Here is a 20565-nt window from a genome sequence, read left to right on the forward strand (position 1 = left end):
GTCGTCGAGGCGGTCCCACAGCCAGGGGCGGGTCTCGTGCGGGGTTTTCGGAGGCGGGTGACACTTCCCGCACGGCTCATCGCCGGCCGGGCGAATGTGCCCGCGGCCCGGGGGTACCCGCGTACCGGACCGGACGGCCGGAACAGGGCGCCCGCCGCGCCGACGGGCTACGGTTTCCGTACGGCACCATGCGGCTCGCCGCTGTCCGGGCGGAGCCGCATCATCGGGAGCAGGAGCCGGATGCGGCATCCCTCGGACCGACGGCGGGAGGCGACAGTGGCCACCTCGGACGTCGGAGCCGGGCGCCGTGACGAGCGGCGGGACTCGGTGCGGCTCCACATGCTCGCGGCCCTCGGCGACGACGTGCCCACGACGGAAGCGGTGGGCGTCGGTGTGCAGCAGGTCGTCGCGGGGCTGGGAGCCGTGGGTGGCACGGTCCATGTGCGCGACGGTTCAGGCGGACTGCGTCTCCTCGCGGTCGCGGGGCTGCCGCGGACGGCCCTAGGAGCCTGGGAGTGCCTGCGCAAGGACGACCCGGCGCCGCCGGCGCGGGCCCTGCGGGAGGGTGGGCGCGTGTGGCAGGTCGGCGCGGATCCGGGAATCGGCGCGGCCGGGGTACTGGCGCTGCCGTTGCTGTACGACGGGGCGCCGTTGGGTGCGCTGTCCCTGGTGATGGCCTCGCCGGAGGAACCGGAAGCCTACGGGAACACACTGCTCCACGCCGTCGCCGCGTGGATCGCGGGCCGTCTGGAGCGGTCCGCACCCGAGCTCCGGCTCCCGCCGGCGGCGGTGGCGCGGGACCTCGGATCCGCCGTCGAGCGCAGGGACCGGATGGCCGAACTGACGGTCGCGCTGGCGGAGGCCGTCACCGCGCGTGACGTGGTGAACGTGTTCGCCCAGCGGGTGCTGCCGCCGTTCAGGGCCGACGGACTGGTCGTCCAGGCGCTCGTCGGCGACCGGCTGCACGTCGTCGGCTCGGTCGGCTATCCCCAGGAGTTCCTGAACCACCTGGAAGGCCTCTCGCTCCGCGCCAACACGGCGGCCGGCGAAGCGCTCCGGCTCCGGGCCCCCAGTTTCGGCGAGTCGCCCGACGTCTTCACCCGGCGCCATCCGGCGATGAGGAACCTGCTGGCGGAGTCGCCCAAGCGGGCCTGGGCCTTCCTGCCGCTCGTCGCCTCCGGCAGGTCGATCGGCGTGTGCGTCCTGTCCTTCGACCGGCCCAGTGCCTTCAGCGAGGACGACCGCACCCTGCTGATCGCGCTGAGCGGACTGATGGCCCAGGCACTGGAGCGGGCCCGGCTCTACGACTCGGCCCACGCCCGGGCACAGCAACTCCAGCGCGACCTCCTGCCCAGAACACTCCCCGCTCTCCCGGCGGTGACGGCCGCCGCACGCTACCTGCCCGCCGGCATGGACGCGGACGTGGGAGGCGACTGGTACGACGTGATCCCGCTGTCGTCGGACCGGGTCGCCCTGGTCATCGGGGACGTGATGGGACGCGGGATCAGCGAGGCCGCCACGATGGGCAGGCTCCGCACGGCCGTGCGCACCCTCGCCGACATGGAACTCGCTCCCGCCGAGCTCTTCACCCGGTTGAACGAGCTGGTCGGCGAGATGGGCGACGACTTCTACACCACCTGCCTGTACGCCGTCCACGACCCGGTCGCCGGCGTCCTCTCCTACGCACGCGCGGGACATCCGCCCCTGGCCGTCGTCCGGCCCGACGGGACGGTGAGCCTTCCTGACGGGACGCCGGACCCGCCCCTGGGCGCGGCCCGGCCACCGTTCGAGACCCACGAGCTCGTGCTGCCCGGGGGGAGCCTCGTGGCCCTGTGCACGGACGGGCTCGTCGAGTCCGCGACGAGGGACGTCGACCAGGGGCTGACCCAGTTCACCCGGGCCCTCACCGCCGGCACGGCCCGCACCGCGTATTTCACCGCCGGTGCCGGTGCCGGTGCCGGTGCCGGTGCCGGACCCGGGTCCGCGGCCGGAGCCGACAGCGACGAAAGGCGGCTGGACGACCTGTGCGACTTCGTCGTGTCCGATTTGCTGCCCGACTCGGAGCACACCGGCGACGACGCGGCCCTGCTCATCGCCCACACCCGGCGCACCCCCGCCGCCGACGTCGCCTCCTGGCCGCTGCCCGACGACCCCAGAGCGGCCGGGCAGGCCCGGGAACACGTTCGCGCACAACTCGCCGAATGGCATCTCGAGGACCTGGTGATGACGACGGAACTCCTCGTCAGCGAGCTGGTCGGGAACGCCGTCCGGCACGGACGGGGACCGTTGCGGCTGCGCCTGCTGCGCAGCCGGTCGCTCATCTGCGAGGTCTACGACGGCAGTCCCACGACCCCGCGCATCCGTCGGGCGGCCGACACCGACGAAGGGGGCCGCGGCCTCCAGCTCGTCGCGGTGCTGGCCGACCGCTGGGGCGCACGCTACCTGGAGGGCGGCAAGTGCATCTGGACCGAGCAACGCAGGACGGCGGACACCGGTACCGCGACATGGGCCGTGAACGTGTGACGCCGGTGTCACCGCCCACGGCCGCGCCCCCCGGGGAACCCCTCGTGTCGCCCGTGGATTCGCACAACGAGTGGGACCCGCTGGAAGAGATCATCGTCGGCCGACTCGACGGCGCCACGATCCCCTCCAAGCATCCCGTCGTCGCGTGCAACATCCCTCCGTGGGCGGCACGACTGCAGGGACTCGCCGCCGGCCGGAGGTATCCGCGGGCGCTGGTCCAGCGGGCGCAGCAGGAACTCGACGAGTTCGTCGCCCTGCTGCGCTCCCTCGGCGTCACGGTCAGGCGCCCCGACGCCGTCGACCACACGCGAAGCTTCGGCACCCCCGACTGGTCGTCCCGCGGTTTCTGCAACACCTGTCCGCGCGACAGCATGCTGGTGATCGGCGACGAGATCATCGAGACCCCGATGGCATGGCCGTGCCGGTACTTCGAGACGCACTCCTACCGGCCGATCCTCAAGGACTACTTCCGGCGCGGCGCGCGCTGGACGTCCGCACCGAAACCCCAGCTGACCGACGAACTCTTCGAGGCGGACTTCCGCGTCCCCGGCACGGGCGAGCCGATGCGCTACGTCCTCACCGAGTTCGAGCCGGTGTTCGACGCGGCGGACTTCGTGCGCGCCGGGCGGGACCTGTTCGTCACGCGGAGCAACGTCACCAACCGCATGGGCATCGACTGGCTGCGCCGGCACCTCGGGTCCGGCTACCGCATCCACGAGATCGAGAGCCGCTGCCGCACGCCCATGCACATCGACACGACGTTCCTCCCCCTCGCGCCGGGCAAGGTCCTCATCAACCCCGAGTACGTCGACCCCGACCGCCTCCCGGAGGCCCTCGACTCGTGGGACGTCCTGATCGCCCCCGAACCCGACCCGATCGACGAGCGCCTGCTCAAGATCACGTCGATGTGCGGCAAGTGGCTCAACATGAACGTGCTGATGCTCGACGAGAAGCGGGTGATCGCGGAACGGCACCACACCGGCATGCTGCGCGCACTCGAACAGTGGGGCTTCGAACCTATCCCGTGCGACCTGCTGCACTACGCGCCGTTCGGCGGCTCCTTCCACTGCGCCACACTCGACGTCCGCCGCCGCGGCACCCTGGAGTCCTACACCGACTGACCCCCACCACCCGCCGCCGCCATGGCCCCCGCGCGCGACCCTGAAGGGGCACGGGGGCGCGGCGGCTCCCGCAGAACCCGGCCGGGCCGGCTTCTGAAGGGGCGCGGGGAACTGCGCGATCGGCCACGACGGCGCCGCACCCGCCGCCGACGCTCAGCCGCCCGGCTGCTGCTGCGGGGGCGTGTGCGCGGCAGGTGTCGCATGACCCCGGCCGGCATCGAAGGGGCGCGGGGAACTGCGCGATCGGCCACGACGGCGCCGCACCCGGCGCCGACGCCCAGCCGCGCGGCTGCTGCTGCGGGGCGTGTGCGCGGCAGGTGTCGCATGACCTCGGCCGGCATCGAAGGGGCGCGGGGAACTGCGCGATCGGCCACGACGGCGCCGCACCCGCCGCCGACGCCCAGCCGCCCGGCTGCTGCTGCGGGGGCGTGTGCGCGGCAGGTGTCGGATGACCTCGGCCGGCATCGAAGGGGCGCGGGGAACTGCGCGATCGGCCACGACGGCGCCGCACCCGGCGCCGACGCTCAGCCGCGCGGCTGCTGCGGGGCGTGTGTGCGGCAGGTGTCGGATGACCTCGGCCGGCATCGAAGGGGCGCGGGGAACTGCGCGACCGGCCACAAGACGGCGCCGCACCCGCAGACGACGCACGCGGCCGGCAAGGGCGGCGGCGACGGTGGCGTCCAGAAGCGTGCACTCAGTAGGCTTCGAGCATGCGGATCTCCGTCTCCTCCGACATGGACGAACCCGTGGCCCAGGCTCTCGTCGCCGAGCTGCGGAGCCGCGGGCACGAGGTCGTGACCCACGGCGCGCTGCGGCCCGGGGCCGACCCGCAGTGGGCGGTGTGCTCCGCGGCGGCGGCAGGGGACGTGGCGGACGGGAGCTCGGAACAGGCGGTGGTGTGCTGCTGGACCGGCACGGGCGCGTCGATCGCCGCCAACAAGGTGCCCGGTGTCCGCGCGGCCCTGTGCACCGACGCCAGTACGGCCGACGGCGCCCGCCGGTGGAACGACGCCAACGTTCTGGCGCTCAGCCTGCGCCTCACCTCCGAGCCGCTGCTCAAGGAGATCCTGGACGCATGGTTCGGCGGCGAGGCCAGCGAGGACGCCGAGGACCGCGAGAACGTCGCCCACGTGGAGCGGCTCGACCGGGCACGGGCGGGTTCCTGAGGAAACCCACGGCCGGTTCCGGACGGAAGACTCGCCGGGGAGCCCACGGCCGGTTCCGCACGGGAAACCCGCCGCGGATCCAACGGCCGGTTCCGGGGAAACCGCCGGGGAGCCCAAGGCCGGTCCCGGACAGGAAATCCGCCGGGGAGCCCACGGCCGGTTCCGGACGGGAAACCCGCCGCGGATCCAACGGCCGGTTCCGGGGAAACCGCGGGGGAGCCCAAGGCCGGTTCCGGACGGGAAACCCGCCGCGGATCCCACGGCCGGTTCCGAACGGAAAACCCCTGGGGGACCCTCATCCGGTCCCGAACGGGGAACCCGGGGGCACCCTCGGCCGGTGCCCGACAGGGAATACGCCGGTTCCGTTGGCCCGAATGGGCCGATCGGCCCTGGCGGGTACCCGGGGACCGGGAGAGGGTGGGGAGGTACGGACCGGAATGCACCTCCCGCCGAACCCCGATCCGGAAGGGAACCCGAGATGTCCGTCGACACCCGGCAGGCGTCCGCGCGGCTCACCGACGACGAGCTGAGGACGCTGGACGCCCACTGGCGCGCCGCGAACTACCTGTCCGTCGGCCAGATCTACCTCATGGCCAACCCCCTGCTCACCGAGCCGTTGCGCCCGGAGCACGTCAAACCGCGGCTGCTCGGACACTGGGGCACCTCGCCCGGGCTCAACCTCGTGTACACCCACCTCAACCGCGTCATCCGCACCCGCGACCTGAACGCCCTGTGCGTCTGGGGCCCCGGCCACGGCGGCCCCGCGGTGGTCGCCAACTCCTGGCTGGAGGGTTCCTACACCGAGACCTATCCCGACGTCACCCGGGACGCGGCCGGCATGACCCGCCTGTTCCAGCAGTTCTCCTTCCCCGGCGGCGTCCCCAGCCACGTCGCCCCCGAGACGCCCGGCTCGATCCACGAGGGCGGCGAACTCGGCTACTCCCTCTCCCACGCCTACGGCGCCGCCTACGACAACCCGGACCTGCTCGTCGCCTGCGTGATCGGCGACGGCGAGGCCGAGACCGGGCCGCTGGCCGCCTCCTGGCACTCCAACAAGTTCCTCGACCCCGTCCACGACGGCGCCGTCCTGCCGATCCTCCACCTCAACGGCTACAAGATCGCCAATCCGACGGTCCTCGCCCGCCTTCCCGAGCCCGAGCTCGACCAACTGCTGCGCGGATACGGCCACGACCCGATCCATGTCACGGGCGACGACCCGGCAGCCGTCCACCGCGCGATGGCCGAGGCCCTGGACACCGCATTGGACCGCATCGCCGCCCTCCAGCGCGCCGCCCGCGAGGACGGCGCGGGTGAGCGCCCCCACTGGCCGGTGATCGTGCTGCGCACCCCCAAGGGCTGGACCGGCCCCGCACAGGTCGACGGCCTGCCCGTCGAGGGCACCTGGCGCTCCCACCAGGTTCCGCTCGCCGCCGTCCGGGAGAACCACGACCACCTGCGCCGGCTGGAGGCCTGGCTGCGCTCCTACCGGCCCGAGGAACTCTTCGACGAGCACGGCAGCCCACGCCTCGACGTCCTGGCCTGGATCCCCGACGGCGCCCGCCGCCTCGGGGCCACCCCGCACGCCAACGGCGGCCTCCTGCTGCGCCGGCTCCCGCTGCCCGCACTGGAGCCGTACGCCGTCCCCGTCGACAAGCCGGGTGTGGCCCTGCACCAGCCCACCGCCGTGCTGGGCGAGCTGCTCGAGGACGTCATGCGCGCCACCGGCGAGCGGCGCGACTTCCGTCTCGTCGGACCCGACGAGACGGAGTCCAACCGTCTGCAGGCCGTCTACGGCGCCAGCGGCAAGGCCTGGCAGGCGCAGACCCTCCAGGTCGACGAACACCTCGACCGGCACGGCCGGGTGATGGAGATCCTCTCCGAGCACACCTGCCAGGGCTGGCTGGAGGGATACCTGCTGACCGGGCGGCACGGACTGTTCTCCTGCTACGAGGCGTTCGTGCACATCGTCGACTCGATGGTCAACCAGCACATCAAGTGGCTGCGGGTGACGCGTCAGTTGTCCTGGCGCGCCCCCATCGCCTCCCTCAACTACCTGCTGACGTCCCACGTCTGGCGCCAGGACCACAACGGCTTCTCCCATCAGGATCCCGGCTTCGTCGACCACGTCCTCAACAAGAGTCCCGAGGTCGTGCGCGTCTACCTCCCGCCGGACGCCAACACCCTGCTGTGCGTGGCCGAGCACGTCATGAACAGCCGCGACTACGTCAACGTCGTCGTCGCGGGCAAACAGCCCTGTTTCGACTGGCTCACCCTGGAGCAGGCGCGCGTCCACTGCGCGCGGGGGGCCGGGGTGTGGGAGTGGGCCGGCACCGAGGACGGCACCCGCGAACCGGACGTGGTCCTCGCCTGCGCGGGCGACGTGCCCACCCAGGAGGTGCTGGCCGCGGCCCAACTGCTCCGCCGCCACCTGCCGGAGCTGTCCGTGCGGGTGGTGAACGTCGTCGACATCGCCCGGCTGCTGCCCAGTGAGGAACACCCGCACGGGATGAGCGAATTCGAGTACGACGGCCTGTTCACCGCCGACAAACCGGTCGTCTTCGCCTACCACGGCTACCCGTGGCTGATCCACCGCCTCGCCTACCGCCGCGCCGGACACGGCCACCTGCACGTGCGCGGCTACAAGGAGATCGGCACCACGACCACGCCGTTCGACATGGTCGTCCGCAACGACCTCGACCGGTACCGCCTGGTCATGGACGTCATCGACCGCGTGCCCGGCCTCGCGGTGCGCGCCGCCGTCGTACGTCAGCGGATGGAGGACGCGCGGTTGCGTCACCACGACTGGATCCGCCTCCACGGCACCGATCTGCCGGAGGTCGCCGACTGGACCTGGGACGGCTGACCGAGGGACCGCGGGCACGTCGGGCGAACGGGTCGCACGTTCCGGCAGGCCGACCGCGAGGGCCGAGTAGGCCGGGCGGGACCAGTGGGACGAAACGACCGGAGGTTTTCGGACAAGGGCGCACAAACGGGGGCGGACGGCGCAGGGAGAGGGGCAGGGGGCCGGTGTGCGTGCGCCCTGGTACGGCCTCCCGCCCGGTGCCTACAGTGGTCGGCCAGCCCTGCGGCGCGGATCCGGCGGGGCCGGCCCCACCACCCCGTGGTCACCGGCCGTTCCGGCCCGGCTCCCGTCCGGTCCCGGCGCGGCCCGCACACCGGCGCGGCTTCCAGGGCGACGGGTGCGGCGACCACCCGCGCGACAGGCACCACCCCATGACGCCGTCCGGGCCGTGCGACCGGGTGCCCGGTCCGACGTGCGCCGAGAGCCACTGGAGGCCGCTGTGTCCCGACCGTGCATCGCCCTGATCGCCGATCCCACATCGTCCGAAGGCTGCCGCGAGTACCTCGCCGAGGCGGTGGAACTGCTCACCGGCACCCCTCCGGTGCGGATCGACTCCCGGCACTTCGCGACCGGCGGCACCGGCCGCGGCGTCCGCGACGGCAGCCGTTTACGTCTCCAAGTCCCCGAAGAGGAACTCGACTTGGCACCCGACATCGTCGTGCTCTACGAGATCCCGCCGCACCGCCGCCGGTCCCTCGCCGGCTTCCAGGACCTCCTCGAACGCCACGACGTGGTGACCCTCGGCACCGGTCCGGAGGCCTGGCGGACCGCGACGGAGAAGAACCTCACCGTCGAGCGCTTCCGCCGGGACGGCATCGCCCAGATGGAGACCGTCGTCCTGTCCCGGCCGTCGGCGCGGGAGGCGGCCGACGCCTTCGAACGGCTCGGCGGCGACATCTGGGCCCGGCCCGTCGTCGGCACCGGCGGCGACGACACCTTCCACGTCACCACCCGGGCCGGACTGGAGGACGCCACCGCCTACTACGCCCGGCACGGCACCGACTGGATGCTCTCCCGCGACGCGGGCAACATCACCGCCGACGGCCTGCGCCACCAGTTCCGCGTGTTCGTCCTCGGCGGCCGTGTCCTGCACGCCCGGGAGCACCTCCAGCCGTCACCCGACACCCCCTGCAACACCTGCCGGGGCGCCACGGCCGTCCACATCGCCCCGCAGGACCTGCACCCCCGTCTCGCCGAGCTCGCCGTCGCCGCCACCGCCTCGGTCGGGCTGCCCTTCGCCGGGGTCGACCTGGCCGTCGAGAACGGCGGGGTGGTCTTCGAGGTCAACGTCCAGCCCGCGTTCGTCGACGGCAAGGTGGAGGTCGAGGCCGTGGCGGTGCCCTACATCCAGGCGCATCTGGACGCCCACGCGGTGGCCGTGAGCGGTCACCGCGCGGCGGTCGTGCCTCCCGCCCAAGCCGCCCTCGGCCAGGGGGACCGGCTCACCGCCCGGTGACATCGGTGGGGCGGGGGCCCCGGTCGCGAGGCGCACCGCCGCGGAGCACACCGCCGGGTTGCTCCGCAGCGGCGCTTCACCGGACCGCCCCGGCCCACCGCCGGCCGCTCACAGACTGAGCGTGAACCACGTCGTCTTCCCCTCCTCCGTCGGCCGCACCCCCCAGCTGTCGGCCAGGGCGCGGACCAGCATCAGCCCGCGCCCGGACTCCTCGTCCTGCCCCGCCGGTCGCGGCTGGGGGAGATGCGGGCTGCGGTCGCCCACCTCGATCGTGAGGTCGGTGGCCGTGCGGTGCAGATGCAGGGCGATGGGGCCCTCGCCGTGCTGGACCGCGTTGGTGAGCGTCTCCGACAACAGCAGCAGGGCGTCGTCGGCGCGGTCCGCGCAGTCCCAGGAGGTGAGCGCCTTGTGCAGAAAGGCCCGGCCTTCCGGTACGGAGGCAGGGACCGCAGGCAGGTCGGTGCTGACGGCCGCGAGCGGCGCGGCCGGAAGCTGCGCGAGCAGCAGGGTGACGTCGTCGTTGTGACTGTCGGGGTCGGGCACCAGGCCCGCCAGCACCTGGTCCGCCGCGGCCTCCAGACACGGCGTGCCGGCGAACAACTCCTCGAGCAGGACGGTGAGCTCACCGATCCGCGCCTCGATGTCGCTGCCCGGCGTCTCGATCAGACCGTCCGTGTAGAGCACCAGGGTGGCCCCGGGCGGTATCTTCGAACTGGCCTGCTCGTACAGGACGTCGCCCACGCCGAGGGGCGCGTTCACCGGGCCGGGCAGGCGGTGGACGCCCTCTCCGGCGCGGGCGACCAGGACCGGCAGGTGGCCCGCCGAGCAGACGGTCACCGTGCCCACGTCGGGCGCGATGACCAGATAGCAGCAGGTGACGAGCTGGTCGGGCACGTCGAGGTCGGCGACGCAGGTGTCGAGCGACCGCATCAGCTGCCGCGGTGGCATACCGGTCTTCGCCAGGGCGTGCGCGGCCGAGCGCAACTGGCCCATCACCGCGGCGGCCTCCAGACCACGGCCCATCACGTCGCCGATGAGCACACCCACCCGGTCGGCGCCCAGCGGGATCAGGTCGAACCAGTCGCCGCCCACACCCGCGCCCTGGGTGGCGGGCCGGTAGCGGCTGGCGGTGGCCAGGCCGGGCAGGGCGGCCGGGGTGCCCATCAGGCTGCGCTGGAGGGTGAGCGCGATGTGCCTCTGCTGCTCGTACAGGGCGGTGAGTTCGGCCTCCGCGCGCTTGCGGTCGCTGATGTCCCGCACGATCGCGCACGCCCCGACGACCGTGCCGTGGGTGTCCCGCGTCGGCCACAGGGTGACGTCCACGTCGAGCAGCGCCCCGGTGCGGGTGACTCGCAGCGACTCGAAGTGCGCGACCTTCCGGCCGCGCCGCAGCCGTTTGAGCAGTCCCCTGACCTCGCCGCGCAGCTCGGGCGGCGCCAGCAGGGAGACGTGCCGGCCGATGGCCTCCTCCGCGGTGTAGCCGTACAGGCGCTGCGCGGCCGCGTTCCAGTAGGTGACGTACCCGTCGAGGGTGTGGGCGAGGATGGCGTCCTGCGAGGACTCCACGAGCGCGGCGAGCTCGTTGATACGGGCCTCGGCCGCCTTGCGGTCGCTGACGTCGCGCACCGCCGCCGACACCAGCAGGCCGTCCGCGGTCTCCAGCGGGCTCAGGCTGATCTCGACGGGGAACTCGGTGCCGTCCTTGCGCAGCCCGCGCAGCTCGAGGCCGGCGCCCATGGGACGGACCTGCCGGTTCGCCGCGTACCCGCCGCGATGCGCGGTGTGCTGGCCGCGGAAGCGGTACGGCATCAGCAGCTCGACCGGGTGGCCGAGCAGTTCCTCGCGGCCGTAGCCGAACAGTGCCTCGGTCTGGGCGTTGACGAGCCTGATGGTGCCGGTGTCGTCGACGATGACCATCGCGTCCGGCGCTGCCTCCAGCAGCCCCCGGAACCGCTCCTCGGCCCCGCCCCGCCGCGCCGGGGCGCGGCAGCCGCACCGTATCCGCTCCGCCGGCTCCGCCTGCACCGAGTCGGCCATGATCCACCTCACCTTGCGCGACGACTCAGGCCATCACATCGCCTTCACACCGCCCCCGCTCCGCAATGTCGTTTACTGACCGTTCACGCCCGAACCTGCCTCCTGGACACCCAGGGATCGTTCGGAGGCCTTGAACCTGTGCATGACGTCGCATTGATCTTGCTCGCTGCGGCTCCGCCGGGCCTGGGTCCCCGTAGGGCCTGGCCTGCCACCGGAGCCAGAGGAGACGCAGGCGGGTCGTCGACCGTCGCTGACCGTTCAGTCCTGGACCACGAGGGCCGGTGTCCGCGTCGTCAGGACCTCGCCGCGGAAGAACGCCTGGCTGCGCCGCCGCATCGCCGCCATGAGGACCAGGCCCAGGAGCAGCAGGCCGACGCCGATCACGAAGACCGAGCCGACACCGAGCACGGCCGAGCCGCTGCCGTAGGCCGGGTCCCACATGTCGTACAGGGTCTTGCCGAACACGGCGGTCAGCAGGAGGCCGCCCAGCACCGGGAAGAGACCCTTGAAGACCGCGTCCCGCACCGAGCGGGTCAGCACGTCGCGGAAGTACCAGGCGCAGGCGAAAGCCGTCAGCGCGTAGTAGAAGCAGATCATCAGACCGAGCGCGTAGATGGTGTCGACGAGGACGTGCTCGCTGACCAGCGTCATCACGGTGTAGAAGACGGCGGTCGCCGCACCGGCCACGAGCGTGGCGCGCCCGGGCGTCCGGAAGCGCTCGTGCACGCGCGCGTACGACGGGGGCAGCGCCTCGTACGTCGCCATGGCGAGGACCGTGCGGGCCACGGGGATGAACGTCGTCTGGAGGCTGGCGGCGGCCGAGGCGAGCACGGCGAGGAAGAGCAGGACGCCGAGGGCGCCGCCCATGACGGGTCCCGCGAGAGCCGCGAAGACGTTGTCGGAGGTCTCCGGGTTGGCGAGGCCGAGGCCGTCGGTTCCGGCGCCGACCGCCATCTGGGCGGCCACCCCGGTCGTCAGGTAGGAGCCGACCAGGACGACCATCGCCACGAGCGCGGCCCGGCCGGGCGTCCTCTCGCTGCCGACGGTCTCCTCGTTCGCCGTCAGACAGGCGTCCCAGCCCCAGTACATGAAGATCGACAGAGAGAGTCCGGCGCTGAACGCCGCGAACGACTTCACCTCGAAGGGGTTGAGCCAGGACCAGGAGAAGTCCAGATGACCGGAGAAGGAGCCGGAGCGCGCCTTCTGCAGTGCCAGGGCGACGAACACGGCCAGCACGACCAGCTGCAACGCCACCAGCGCGTACTGCACACCCTTCGTGGTGGTCATCCCGCGGTAACTGATCGCCGTGGCGGCCGCGATCAGCGCCAGGCAGGTCAGGATGTGCACCGCCTTGTTCCCGTCCAGCGCGGCGATTTCGTCGCTGCCGGTGATCTCGCCCGCCAGCAGCCAGAAGTACGAGGTGGCGACGCCCGCCAGATTCGACAGCACGATCACCGTCGCGATGACCAGGCCCCAGCCGCACATCCAGCCGACGTGCGGACCGAAGGCCTTGACCGTCCAGGTGAACGAGGTGCCGCAGTCGGGTACGGCCTTGTTCAGTTCCCGGTAGGCGAAGGCGACCAGCAGCATCGGCAGGAACCCGGCGAGGAACACCGCCGGCATCTGTACCCCCACCTCGCCGGCGGTGGAGCCGAGCGTGGAGGTGAGGCAGTAGACCGGCGCGACGGTCGAGACGCCGATGACCGCACTGCCCAGCAAACCGACGGAATTCCCGCCGAGCCCCTTGCCGCGCACGCCGTCGGCCCTGGTCTGCGTCGTCGCTTCGGTCCCGGACCGCGTCACCGTCTGAGTCATGACATGGGACGCTAAATCATTCGATTTCCATTGCGGGCTTCTCCCGGTCAGCCCCTCGCGCCTGGGAATCGAAGCCGTCAGCCGCATGGTGGTCGTGAATTGCGCTCATTAAATGCCGCAGCGGTCGGCCATTGCAAGGAACCGGCGAGGCTGTCCGATATTCGGAAATCGTACGACCGCCCGAAATACCCCGTTCACATTCTTCCGTGTGACGTACGTCGCCGTACCCTGGCGACGTGTACATGCCTGACGTGCACGGTGCTGTCGCCGCCCGCCTCACCGGAGCCTGCGCGCTCCGGGGGCGTGTGCTGTCCGGGTCCCTGGCCGAGGTCGCCCTCGACGACGGGCGCACGGTGATGGTCAAGCGTGGCGACGACCGGGATGCGGTACGTGCGGAGGCCGCCGGACTGCGGTGGCTCGCCGACGCCGGCGCGGTCCGTGTTCCGGTGGTGCACGGCCACGACGAACGGTGGCTGGTGTCCGACCGGGTGCCGAGCGGCCGGCCGAGTCCCCAGACGGCCCGCCGGTTCGGCCGCGACCTCGCCGCTCTGCACCTCGCGGGTGCCCCCGCCTTCGGCGCTGCGCCCCCGGGCGGCCCGGGCAACGCGTTCATCGGATCGGCCCCCATGCGGAACGCCGAGGGTGAGGACTGGCCCGGCTGGTACGCCGAACACCGTGTGCTGCCGTATCTGCGCACGGCCGTCGACGACGGAACCGTGCGCCGGGCCGAGGCCGCCGTCGTCGAGCGGCTGTGCGCACGGCTGCCCGAGCTGGCCGGCCCTGCCGAGCCGCCCGCCCGGCTCCACGGCGACCTGTGGAACGGCAATGTGCTGTGGGGTGAGGACGGGCACGCCTGGCTCATCGACCCGGCCGCCCACGGGGGACACCGCGAGACCGACCTCGCGATGCTGGGGCTGTTCGGCTGTCCGCACCTGGACGACGTGCTGGACGGTTACCAGGAGGCGGCGCCGCTCGCGAACGGGTGGCGCGACCGCGTCGGGCTGCACCAGCTCTTTCCGCTCCTGGTCCACGCGGTCCTGTTCGGCCGGGCCTACGCCGAGCAGGCGCTGTCGGTGGCCGAGCGGGCCCTGCGCGGTCACTGACGCGAACGTCGCCGCGCCTGCCGGCGCGGGCACTGCCCGCTTGCCGCGGGCGCGACCCGCCGCTGCACGGGTGCGATGAGCCGCTCCACGGGTGCGACCAGCCGGAAGGGCCCGGGCGGAGAGCCCGGGCCCCGTGGCGTCGGAAACCTACGTCGTCCGGTCACCCTTCGGCTTGCCCCGCTGGTCCGGGGTGCCGTGCGGCGGCGGACTGGAGGGCTCCGGTGAGGTCGCCGGCGACACCGGCGAGCCCGTGTGCCCCTGGGACTGTTCCGGACGCAGTGCTCCCGGGTCGCCCGAGGTGGGCTCGGCGCCCGCTTCCAGCTGCGCCAGACGGGACGTCAGCAGCTCGGTGACCGGGAGCCGGTCGGCGTGCGTCCGCTCGTAGGCGAGCAGCTCCTCCACCTCCCCGGCGGTGAGCGACCGTACGCGGCTCTCCAGACCGCCGATGGGCAGGTGGTCGTAGTCGGGCAGGGGCAGGGTGCTGCGGCCGTGCTCGGCCATGGATCTCACTTCCGTTCACAGGGGGCCTCGAGCGGCTGCCGTGCGCGGAGCGGGGACACCACTCAGTGGGCGCCCAGACCGCCCCCGCCGAACGAACCGCTGCTTCCCCGACTCCAGCGCGGCCGTTCCTTCGAGGCGCTCGACCGCGTTTGCAGATTGCTCAGTTCGTACGGGGTCAGCGGGCGGCCGCCCTTCGGTATCTGAGGTACCTCGTCGGGCTCCCGGTTCTCCCGGACCTCGTGGACGGGGCCGTCCGGCGGCAGGTGCGGCTGCTCCTCGGGGCGCGGCCGAGGCGGCTCGCGCAGTTTGATACGCGCGCCCAGCCAGAAGCTGCCTGCCAGCATGGCCACAAGGACGACGCCGACCACGAACATGCCCAGGCTGAGCAGGCCGCTCGTAGCGGCCAGCTGCATGCTTGCGGTACTCATATCAGGCGAATACCCCTGCAACCGGGCATGAATCGCCGGGTGTCACCTCTCGCTCGGCGTGTGCGCCCGGTCGCAGCCGGTGTTCGGACGGGGTTGCGGCCGAGCGTCCGGCGTGGTTTGGTGCCGCCGCGCCCGGCTACCCGCCTGGTGTGACTTCGACGACATCCCAACAGGAACTCTTCCGGTTCCTGGAGGACCGTTTCGCCTGCGCCCAGGCATGTACCGAGTGTGCCCGTGCCTGTGCGCAGCGCGCGAGCCTCATGGACCCGGACGGAACGGAACTGCAGGAACTCGTACGACGCAAGGGCATCATGTGCGCGGAGGTGTGCGACGCGACCTGCCGCGTGCTGTCCGAGAACAACCGGATGGACGAGGCCGGTATCCGCGTCCAGCTGGAGTGGTGCCGCAGCGTCTGCCTGGAGTGCGCGCACGTCTTCGACAAGCAGCCGGGCGCCGAGCAGAGCGCGGCCGCGTGCCGGGCGTGCGCACAGGCCTGCACGGACTTCATGGAGACGCTCGGCTGACGGGCCCGCACGGACTCCGTGAACGCTCGGCGCAGGCGCCGCGGCCGGCAGGCCGTGTGCGCGCCTCGCCCGGCGCGCCGCGTGTGACCGCCGTCCGGTGGCGCCGGACGCCGAGCGCGTTCTCCGGCCCAGGAGCGGTACCGCCCGGCACGCCGCCGGCGGTCGCGGGTGCCGGGGCGCGGGCGAGGGTGTGTGCGGTGCGGGAAGCGGTGTGCCGGACTGCCCGGCGCGGCGTTGGTCGCGCAGCCGCCATTCCCAATTACTGGAACAGGTTCTACCGTGTGCGCCGTCAGGACCCCGGCCTTGGGAAGCCAGGAGGCGCCGTGCACCTCGACCACACGCCCGAGCAGCTCCGGCTGCGCACCGAACTGCGCGCCTACTTCGCCGAGTTGGTGCCGGACAACGCCTACGCCCGGCACGCCGACCCCGTCGCCGCCAAGCGCTTCTACCGCGCGACCATCCGCCGGCTCGGCGCCGACGGCTGGCTCGGCGTCGGATGGCCCGAGGAGTACGGCGGGCGCGGCCTGACGCCGATCGAGCAGTTCGTCTTCTTCGACGAGGCCGCCCAGGCCGGCGTACCCCTGCCGCTGATGGCGCTCAACACCGTCGGCCCGACGATCATGCGCTACGGCACGGACGAGCAGAAGGCGTACTTCCTGCCGAGGATCCTCTCCGGTGAGATCGACTTCGCCATCGGCTACAGCGAACCCGACGCCGGCACGGACCTGGCCGCGCTGAAGACGCGAGCGGTGCGCGACGGCGAGGAGTACGTCGTCGACGGGCAGAAGATCTGGACCACCAACGGCGACACCGCCGACTGGGTGTGGCTCGCGGTGCGCACCGACCCCGACGCCCCGCCGCACAAGGGCATCACCATGCTGCTCGTGCCGACCACCGACCCCGGCTACTCCTGCACCGTCATCCGCACCCTCGCCTCCCACGACACCACCGCAAGCTACTACGAGAACGTCCGCGTCCCCGTCGCCCACCGCGTCGGCGCCGAGAACGAGGGCTGGCGGCTGATCACCAACCAGCTCAACCACGAGCGGGTGACGCTCGCCGCCCACGGCACCATGGCCGTCCGCGCCCTTCACGACGTGCAGCGCTGGGCCACGGAGACCAAGCTCGCCGACGGGCGGCGGGTCGTCGACCTGCCGTGGGTGCGCCGGCGACTCGCGCAGACCCATGTGAAGCTCGACGCCCTCAGGCTCCTCAACTGGCAGATGGTGGGCGCCCTTCAGGACGGCACCCTCACCCCGCAGGACGCCTCCGCCGTCAAGGTCTACGGCTCCGAGGCGCGCCGCGACGCCTACGCCTGGCTGCTGGAGGTCGTCGCGGCGCCCGGGGCGCTCCAGGAGGGCTCGGCGGGCGCCGTCCTGCACGGCGAACTCGAACGCGGCTACCGCTCCGCGGTGATCTTCACCTTCGGCGGCGGCAACAACGAGATCCAGCGCGAGATCATCTCCTGGATCGGCCTGGGGATGCCGCGGGTACGGCGTTAGCCTGCCTGTGACGAGGCTTCTTAGTTGGCATAAAAGCGGGATAGCGGGGATGCCGACGCCGACGAGAATGAGCGCGACGGGCATGCTCATCATTTCGCGGATCAGGTCGAAGACGTCCTGGTCGGCTTCCCGGTGGAGGGTGTCACCCAGGTCGTCCACGAGCCGGGGGCCGAGGGCGCCGACCAGGAACAGCTGCATCATCGAGAAGGCCATGGCGCACGTCAGCAGCGCGGTCATGGCCGTGGTTCCCCGTACCGGGCGGCTTTCGGCCGCCGTCCATATCTCACTCCGCTCCGCCGCCACCGGCGCTCCTCCTCAACCCCACTCCACCCGGTGGCACGTCCCGGGTCATCGGCAGGAGTCGGCAGGAACGGCCCCGAGTTCCCGCCGGCCGTTGTGGCGTGGATCACAGTGGCTGGATTGAGTCCGACGCCTGGGTCGTTTCCGTACCCTCTCGTGACGCGTGAGACCCGGACTGCGAGGATGAGGCCGCCATGACTGTTGGGTGGTGTTCCCGCACACTGAGGGCCGCCGTGTTCGCGGCCGTCTGCGTGCTGCTCACCTCCCTGGGCCACGTCATGATGTCGGAGACCGCGGTGCCCTGGTGGGCCTTGGTCACGGGAGCAGCGGTGACCGGCGGCACGGCCTGGTGGCTGGCCGGCCGGGAACGCGGGCCCGTCCTGGTCGGCTCCGTCGCGGTCGCCGCCCAGGCCGTACTCCACGTGTCGTTCTCGCTCGCCCAGGCCGTCGTCCACCCGGAACCGTCCGGTGGCAGGTCGCTCGCCCAGCAGTGGCGGGGCTACCTGCTGGACGGTCGGCCCTCGGCACCGGGCGCGGAGCATGACGCCATGCCGGCGTCCATGGGCCACCTGCACCACGTGACGGGTGCCGTGAACTCCACGGGGTCGATGGACCACATGGGGGCCACGCATTCCCTGGATCACGGCATGGGCGGCATGTCCTCGACCGGCATGCTCGCCGCCCACCTGCTGGCCGCGCTGCTGTGTGGGCTGTGGCTCGCCCACGGCGAACGTGCGGCGTTCCGTATCCTGCGGGCGGTCGCCGGATGGCTGGTTGCACCGCTGCGTCTGATCCTCCGGCTGCCCGAGCCGCCGCACCGTCCGCGCGTCCGTGCCCGTCGGGGCCGTTCGGAGCGTGTGCTGCGGCAGCTCCTTCTCACCCACGCGATCACCACTCGGGGACCGCCCGCGGGGACCGCTGTCGCCTGACGACAGCTGGTTCCCCGAGGCAGGCCGCCGACCTTGAGCCGTCGGCTCCCCGCCTCGGGCATCGGCCGCGCACTTCCGTGCCAGCCGTCCATTCCTTCACCGGTGTTCGCCATGCCGCCCGCTGCTCTGCGCGTTGGCCCGGCCACCGGTTCCCTGGATTCCCGAGAAGGAGAGACACCAGGTGATCGCTCCTGCCCTGTCTTCAGTACGCGAAGAATCGAGAGAGGACTCGAAGAACGAGTCGAGAGAGGAGTCGCTCACGGCTTGGGCACTAGCTGCCCGCAGCGGCGACCTCGATGCCGTCGATCTCTTCGTCCGTGCCCTGCACCGAGACGTCCGCCGTTACGTGACGTTTCTCGGCGCCGACCCTCAGAGCGCCGACGACCTGACCCAGGAGACGTTCCTGCGGGCCCTGGGCAGCCTGCACCGGTTCGAGGGCCGCTCCTCGGCGCGTACCTGGCTGCTGTCCATCGCCCGCCGCGCGGTGATCGACAGCATCCGCAACAACACGTCCCGTCCCCGACTGTCGGACACGGACGACTGGCAGTCGGCCGCCGAACGCAGCCAGCCTCGCGGCCTGCCGGGCTTCGAGGACGGCATCGCCCTCGCCGAACTGCTGGACACGCTTCCGGACGACCGCCGCGAGGCATTCGTCCTCACCCAGCTCGTGGGACTTCCCTATGCGGAGGCGGCCGGCGTCAGCGACTGCCCCGTCGGCACGGTGCGCTCACGGGTCGCCCGCGCCCGCACTTCGCTGATCGGGTGGCTGGACGATGCCGAACGCTGCGCGCCGGGGCCCGCCGCTGCCTGACCGCCCGTATACCGTTGCCGCCCGGTCGTGGTCCGGGCGGCAGCGACCCGGCCCGCCCCCTCGTCGCGGACGGACCAGACCTGCACGACCGCTGGAAGAACAGAGAACAGGAGCAACCACCATGACTATGAAGACCTACACCGTGTCCGGTATGAGCTGCGGCCACTGCGCGGCGAGCATCACCGAAGAGGTGGTGGAAGTACCGGGCGTCACCACCGTGGATGTCGACGTCCCGGCGGGCCTGGTGACCGTACACGGCGAGTCGGCCGACGACGCCGCCGTACGGGCCGCGATCGTCGAGGCGGGCTACGAGGTGACGGACGCCATGCGCAATGCCGTGGCCTGAGCCGCGCGCCCGGTCCGTCGACCGCCCTGTGCCGGCGCCTGTCTCCAGGCCGGCCGGGGCCAGTCCAGCGCCTCGGCGTGGCCGCAGGGCCCGCCCAGCGTTTGCATGCTCTTACACCATCGAAGCGAGGGAGTTCCCAGTGCACCGCCCGACCTTGGTACGTAGCCTGCGCCTTTCCGGCGCCCTTTCGGTGGTCGCGTTCGCGGTCGCTGTCGCCACCGCGGGCCCGGCCGTAGCCCACGCGGAGGTCGAAGCGGAGGGCGCTCGGGCCCTCGAACAGAACGTCGAACTGACCTTCTTCGCCGAGTCGGAGTCCAGCGACGCCGGTGTCAGCAAGCTGGAGGTGATCCTGCCCAAGGGCATCACCCCCTCCGACATCACCTACAAGGAGGGTCCGGCCGGCTGGAAGTTCGCCACCACCAGTCGGGGCTACACCGTCTCGGGACCGAAGCTCGCTGTGGGCGAGGATGCCGAGTACGTCGTCACCGTACGGCAGTTGCCCGATGTGAAGTCGCTTGTCTTCAAGACCCTGCAGAGCTACAGCGACGGACACGTCGACCGCTGGATCGAGTTGGAGGACACCGGCGGGGACGGCCACGGCCATGGGCACCCCGCGCCCCGCCTGGATCTGAAGCCCGCGGCTGACGGAGCGACGCTCGTGAGTCCCAGCCCCACCGGAAAGCCCACAACGGCCGCGCCCTCGTCCGACACTGCCTCCGGCGCGCCGACGACCGCGACGGCGACACCGTCGGCGAAGCCCGCGGCGGACAGCACGGAAGGCGACGACGGTATGCCCATCGCCGTGCCGCTCGGAGTCGGGGCAGCTGTCCTCCTCCTGGGAGGAGGGGCGTGGTGGTTCCGGAGCCGTCGGAGCGGGTCTGCCTGAAGTCCTTCTGGACGGGTGCAGTCTGCGCGGTGACCCACCTGGCGCCGCGCAGACTACCGGGGCGATATGCGCCCGACGCCGGCAAACAGCGACGCTGCCGGGAGTCTGGGCGAAGTTGGACAGCAGCGGCCACCTCGTGCTTCATGGTCCGGCACCTTCGCACTGCGGGTTGGCGGGGAGTGAGCGTTCGCGATCGAGGCCGCATGCGTTCGAACGGGCGCGGGCTCGAGCGGGCACGGGCGTCGTGCTTCGGG

Annotated in this window: 16 protein-coding genes; 12 read left to right on the plus strand and 4 right to left on the minus strand. The window is 72.1% G+C overall.

The features are described 5' to 3' along the window. The first annotated feature begins 276 nt into the window (after positions 1-276). The 5 genes from ACIHAR_RS00355 to ACIHAR_RS00375 all read left to right on the plus strand — a co-directional run bounded on the left by ACIHAR_RS00355 (position 277) and on the right by ACIHAR_RS00375 (position 9129). Entirely contained in the window at positions 277-2523 is a 2247-nt protein-coding gene (locus ACIHAR_RS00355) for a SpoIIE family protein phosphatase (protein WP_400015521.1), read from the plus strand. Beyond that, positions 2505-3644, plus strand: coding sequence for an amidinotransferase (locus ACIHAR_RS00360; RefSeq protein WP_365456671.1), 1140 nt, complete (start codon positions 2505-2507; stop codon positions 3642-3644). Before ACIHAR_RS00355 ends, ACIHAR_RS00360 begins: the two co-directional genes overlap by 19 nt. A gap of 710 nt (positions 3645-4354) precedes the next feature. Next, a complete protein-coding gene (locus ACIHAR_RS00365; RefSeq protein WP_400015523.1) occupies positions 4355-4810 on the plus strand; it encodes an RpiB/LacA/LacB family sugar-phosphate isomerase in 456 nt (151 codons plus the stop codon). A gap of 478 nt (positions 4811-5288) precedes the next feature. Next, positions 5289-7673, plus strand: coding sequence for a phosphoketolase (locus ACIHAR_RS00370; protein WP_400015525.1), 2385 nt, complete (start codon positions 5289-5291; stop codon positions 7671-7673). Between the two features lie 439 nt (positions 7674-8112). Then, positions 8113-9129, plus strand: a complete 1017-nt coding sequence (locus ACIHAR_RS00375; protein ID WP_400015527.1) for a RimK family alpha-L-glutamate ligase — start codon at positions 8113-8115, stop codon at positions 9127-9129. Positions 9130-9237: 108 nt separating this feature from the next. Here the strand turns inward: ACIHAR_RS00375 and ACIHAR_RS00380 are convergent, their stop codons facing one another. Beyond that, positions 9238-11166, minus strand: coding sequence for a PAS domain S-box protein (locus tag ACIHAR_RS00380; protein WP_400015529.1), 1929 nt, complete (start codon positions 11164-11166; stop codon positions 9238-9240). 258 nt (positions 11167-11424) lie between these two features. Further along, on the minus strand, positions 11425-12981 hold the full coding sequence (locus ACIHAR_RS00385) for an APC family permease (protein ID WP_400015531.1): 1557 nt from the start codon (positions 12979-12981) through the stop codon (positions 11425-11427). 242 nt (positions 12982-13223) lie between these two features. Here ACIHAR_RS00385 and ACIHAR_RS00390 point away from each other — a divergent pair, with 242 nt between their 5' ends. Next, complete coding sequence (locus ACIHAR_RS00390; protein WP_365457018.1) at positions 13224-14084, plus strand: fructosamine kinase family protein; 861 nt, start codon at positions 13224-13226, stop codon at positions 14082-14084. Between the two features lie 147 nt (positions 14085-14231). Here ACIHAR_RS00390 and ACIHAR_RS00395 read toward each other — a convergent pair whose 3' ends face one another. Continuing rightward, positions 14232-14585 carry a hypothetical protein gene (locus ACIHAR_RS00395; RefSeq protein ID WP_365456653.1) on the minus strand — a complete coding sequence of 118 codons (354 nt, stop codon included), beginning with the start codon at positions 14583-14585 and terminating at the stop codon, positions 14232-14234. A 62-nt stretch (positions 14586-14647) separates the two neighbouring features. Then, positions 14648-15013 carry a DUF6479 family protein gene (locus ACIHAR_RS00400; protein WP_365456650.1) on the minus strand — a complete coding sequence of 122 codons (366 nt, stop codon included), beginning with the start codon at positions 15011-15013 and terminating at the stop codon, positions 14648-14650. 149 nt (positions 15014-15162) lie between these two features. Between ACIHAR_RS00400 and ACIHAR_RS00405 the strand changes: the two genes are divergently transcribed. The 6 genes from ACIHAR_RS00405 to ACIHAR_RS00430 all read left to right on the plus strand — a co-directional run bounded on the left by ACIHAR_RS00405 (position 15163) and on the right by ACIHAR_RS00430 (position 20311). Then, the gene (locus tag ACIHAR_RS00405) at positions 15163-15537 is read left to right on the plus strand and encodes a ferredoxin (protein ID WP_365456647.1); all 375 of its coding nucleotides are present in this window, start codon (positions 15163-15165) and stop codon (positions 15535-15537) included. Between the two features lie 323 nt (positions 15538-15860). After that, positions 15861-17039, plus strand: a complete 1179-nt coding sequence (locus tag ACIHAR_RS00410; protein WP_388749361.1) for an acyl-CoA dehydrogenase family protein — start codon at positions 15861-15863, stop codon at positions 17037-17039. A gap of 494 nt (positions 17040-17533) precedes the next feature. Further along, positions 17534-18268, plus strand: coding sequence for a hypothetical protein (locus ACIHAR_RS00415; RefSeq protein ID WP_400015534.1), 735 nt, complete (start codon positions 17534-17536; stop codon positions 18266-18268). A 181-nt stretch (positions 18269-18449) separates the two neighbouring features. After that, positions 18450-19079, plus strand: coding sequence for a sigma-70 family RNA polymerase sigma factor (locus tag ACIHAR_RS00420; RefSeq protein ID WP_400015536.1), 630 nt, complete (start codon positions 18450-18452; stop codon positions 19077-19079). A gap of 121 nt (positions 19080-19200) precedes the next feature. After that, positions 19201-19425 carry a heavy-metal-associated domain-containing protein gene (locus ACIHAR_RS00425; RefSeq protein ID WP_400015538.1) on the plus strand — a complete coding sequence of 75 codons (225 nt, stop codon included), beginning with the start codon at positions 19201-19203 and terminating at the stop codon, positions 19423-19425. A gap of 139 nt (positions 19426-19564) precedes the next feature. Beyond that, the gene (locus tag ACIHAR_RS00430) at positions 19565-20311 is read left to right on the plus strand and encodes a DUF1775 domain-containing protein (RefSeq protein ID WP_400015540.1); all 747 of its coding nucleotides are present in this window, start codon (positions 19565-19567) and stop codon (positions 20309-20311) included. Positions 20312-20565 lie beyond the last annotated feature (254 nt).

It is taken from the genome of Streptomyces sp. NPDC052016, assembly GCF_044548445.1.
Lineage (GTDB): Bacteria > Actinomycetota > Actinomycetes > Streptomycetales > Streptomycetaceae > Streptomyces.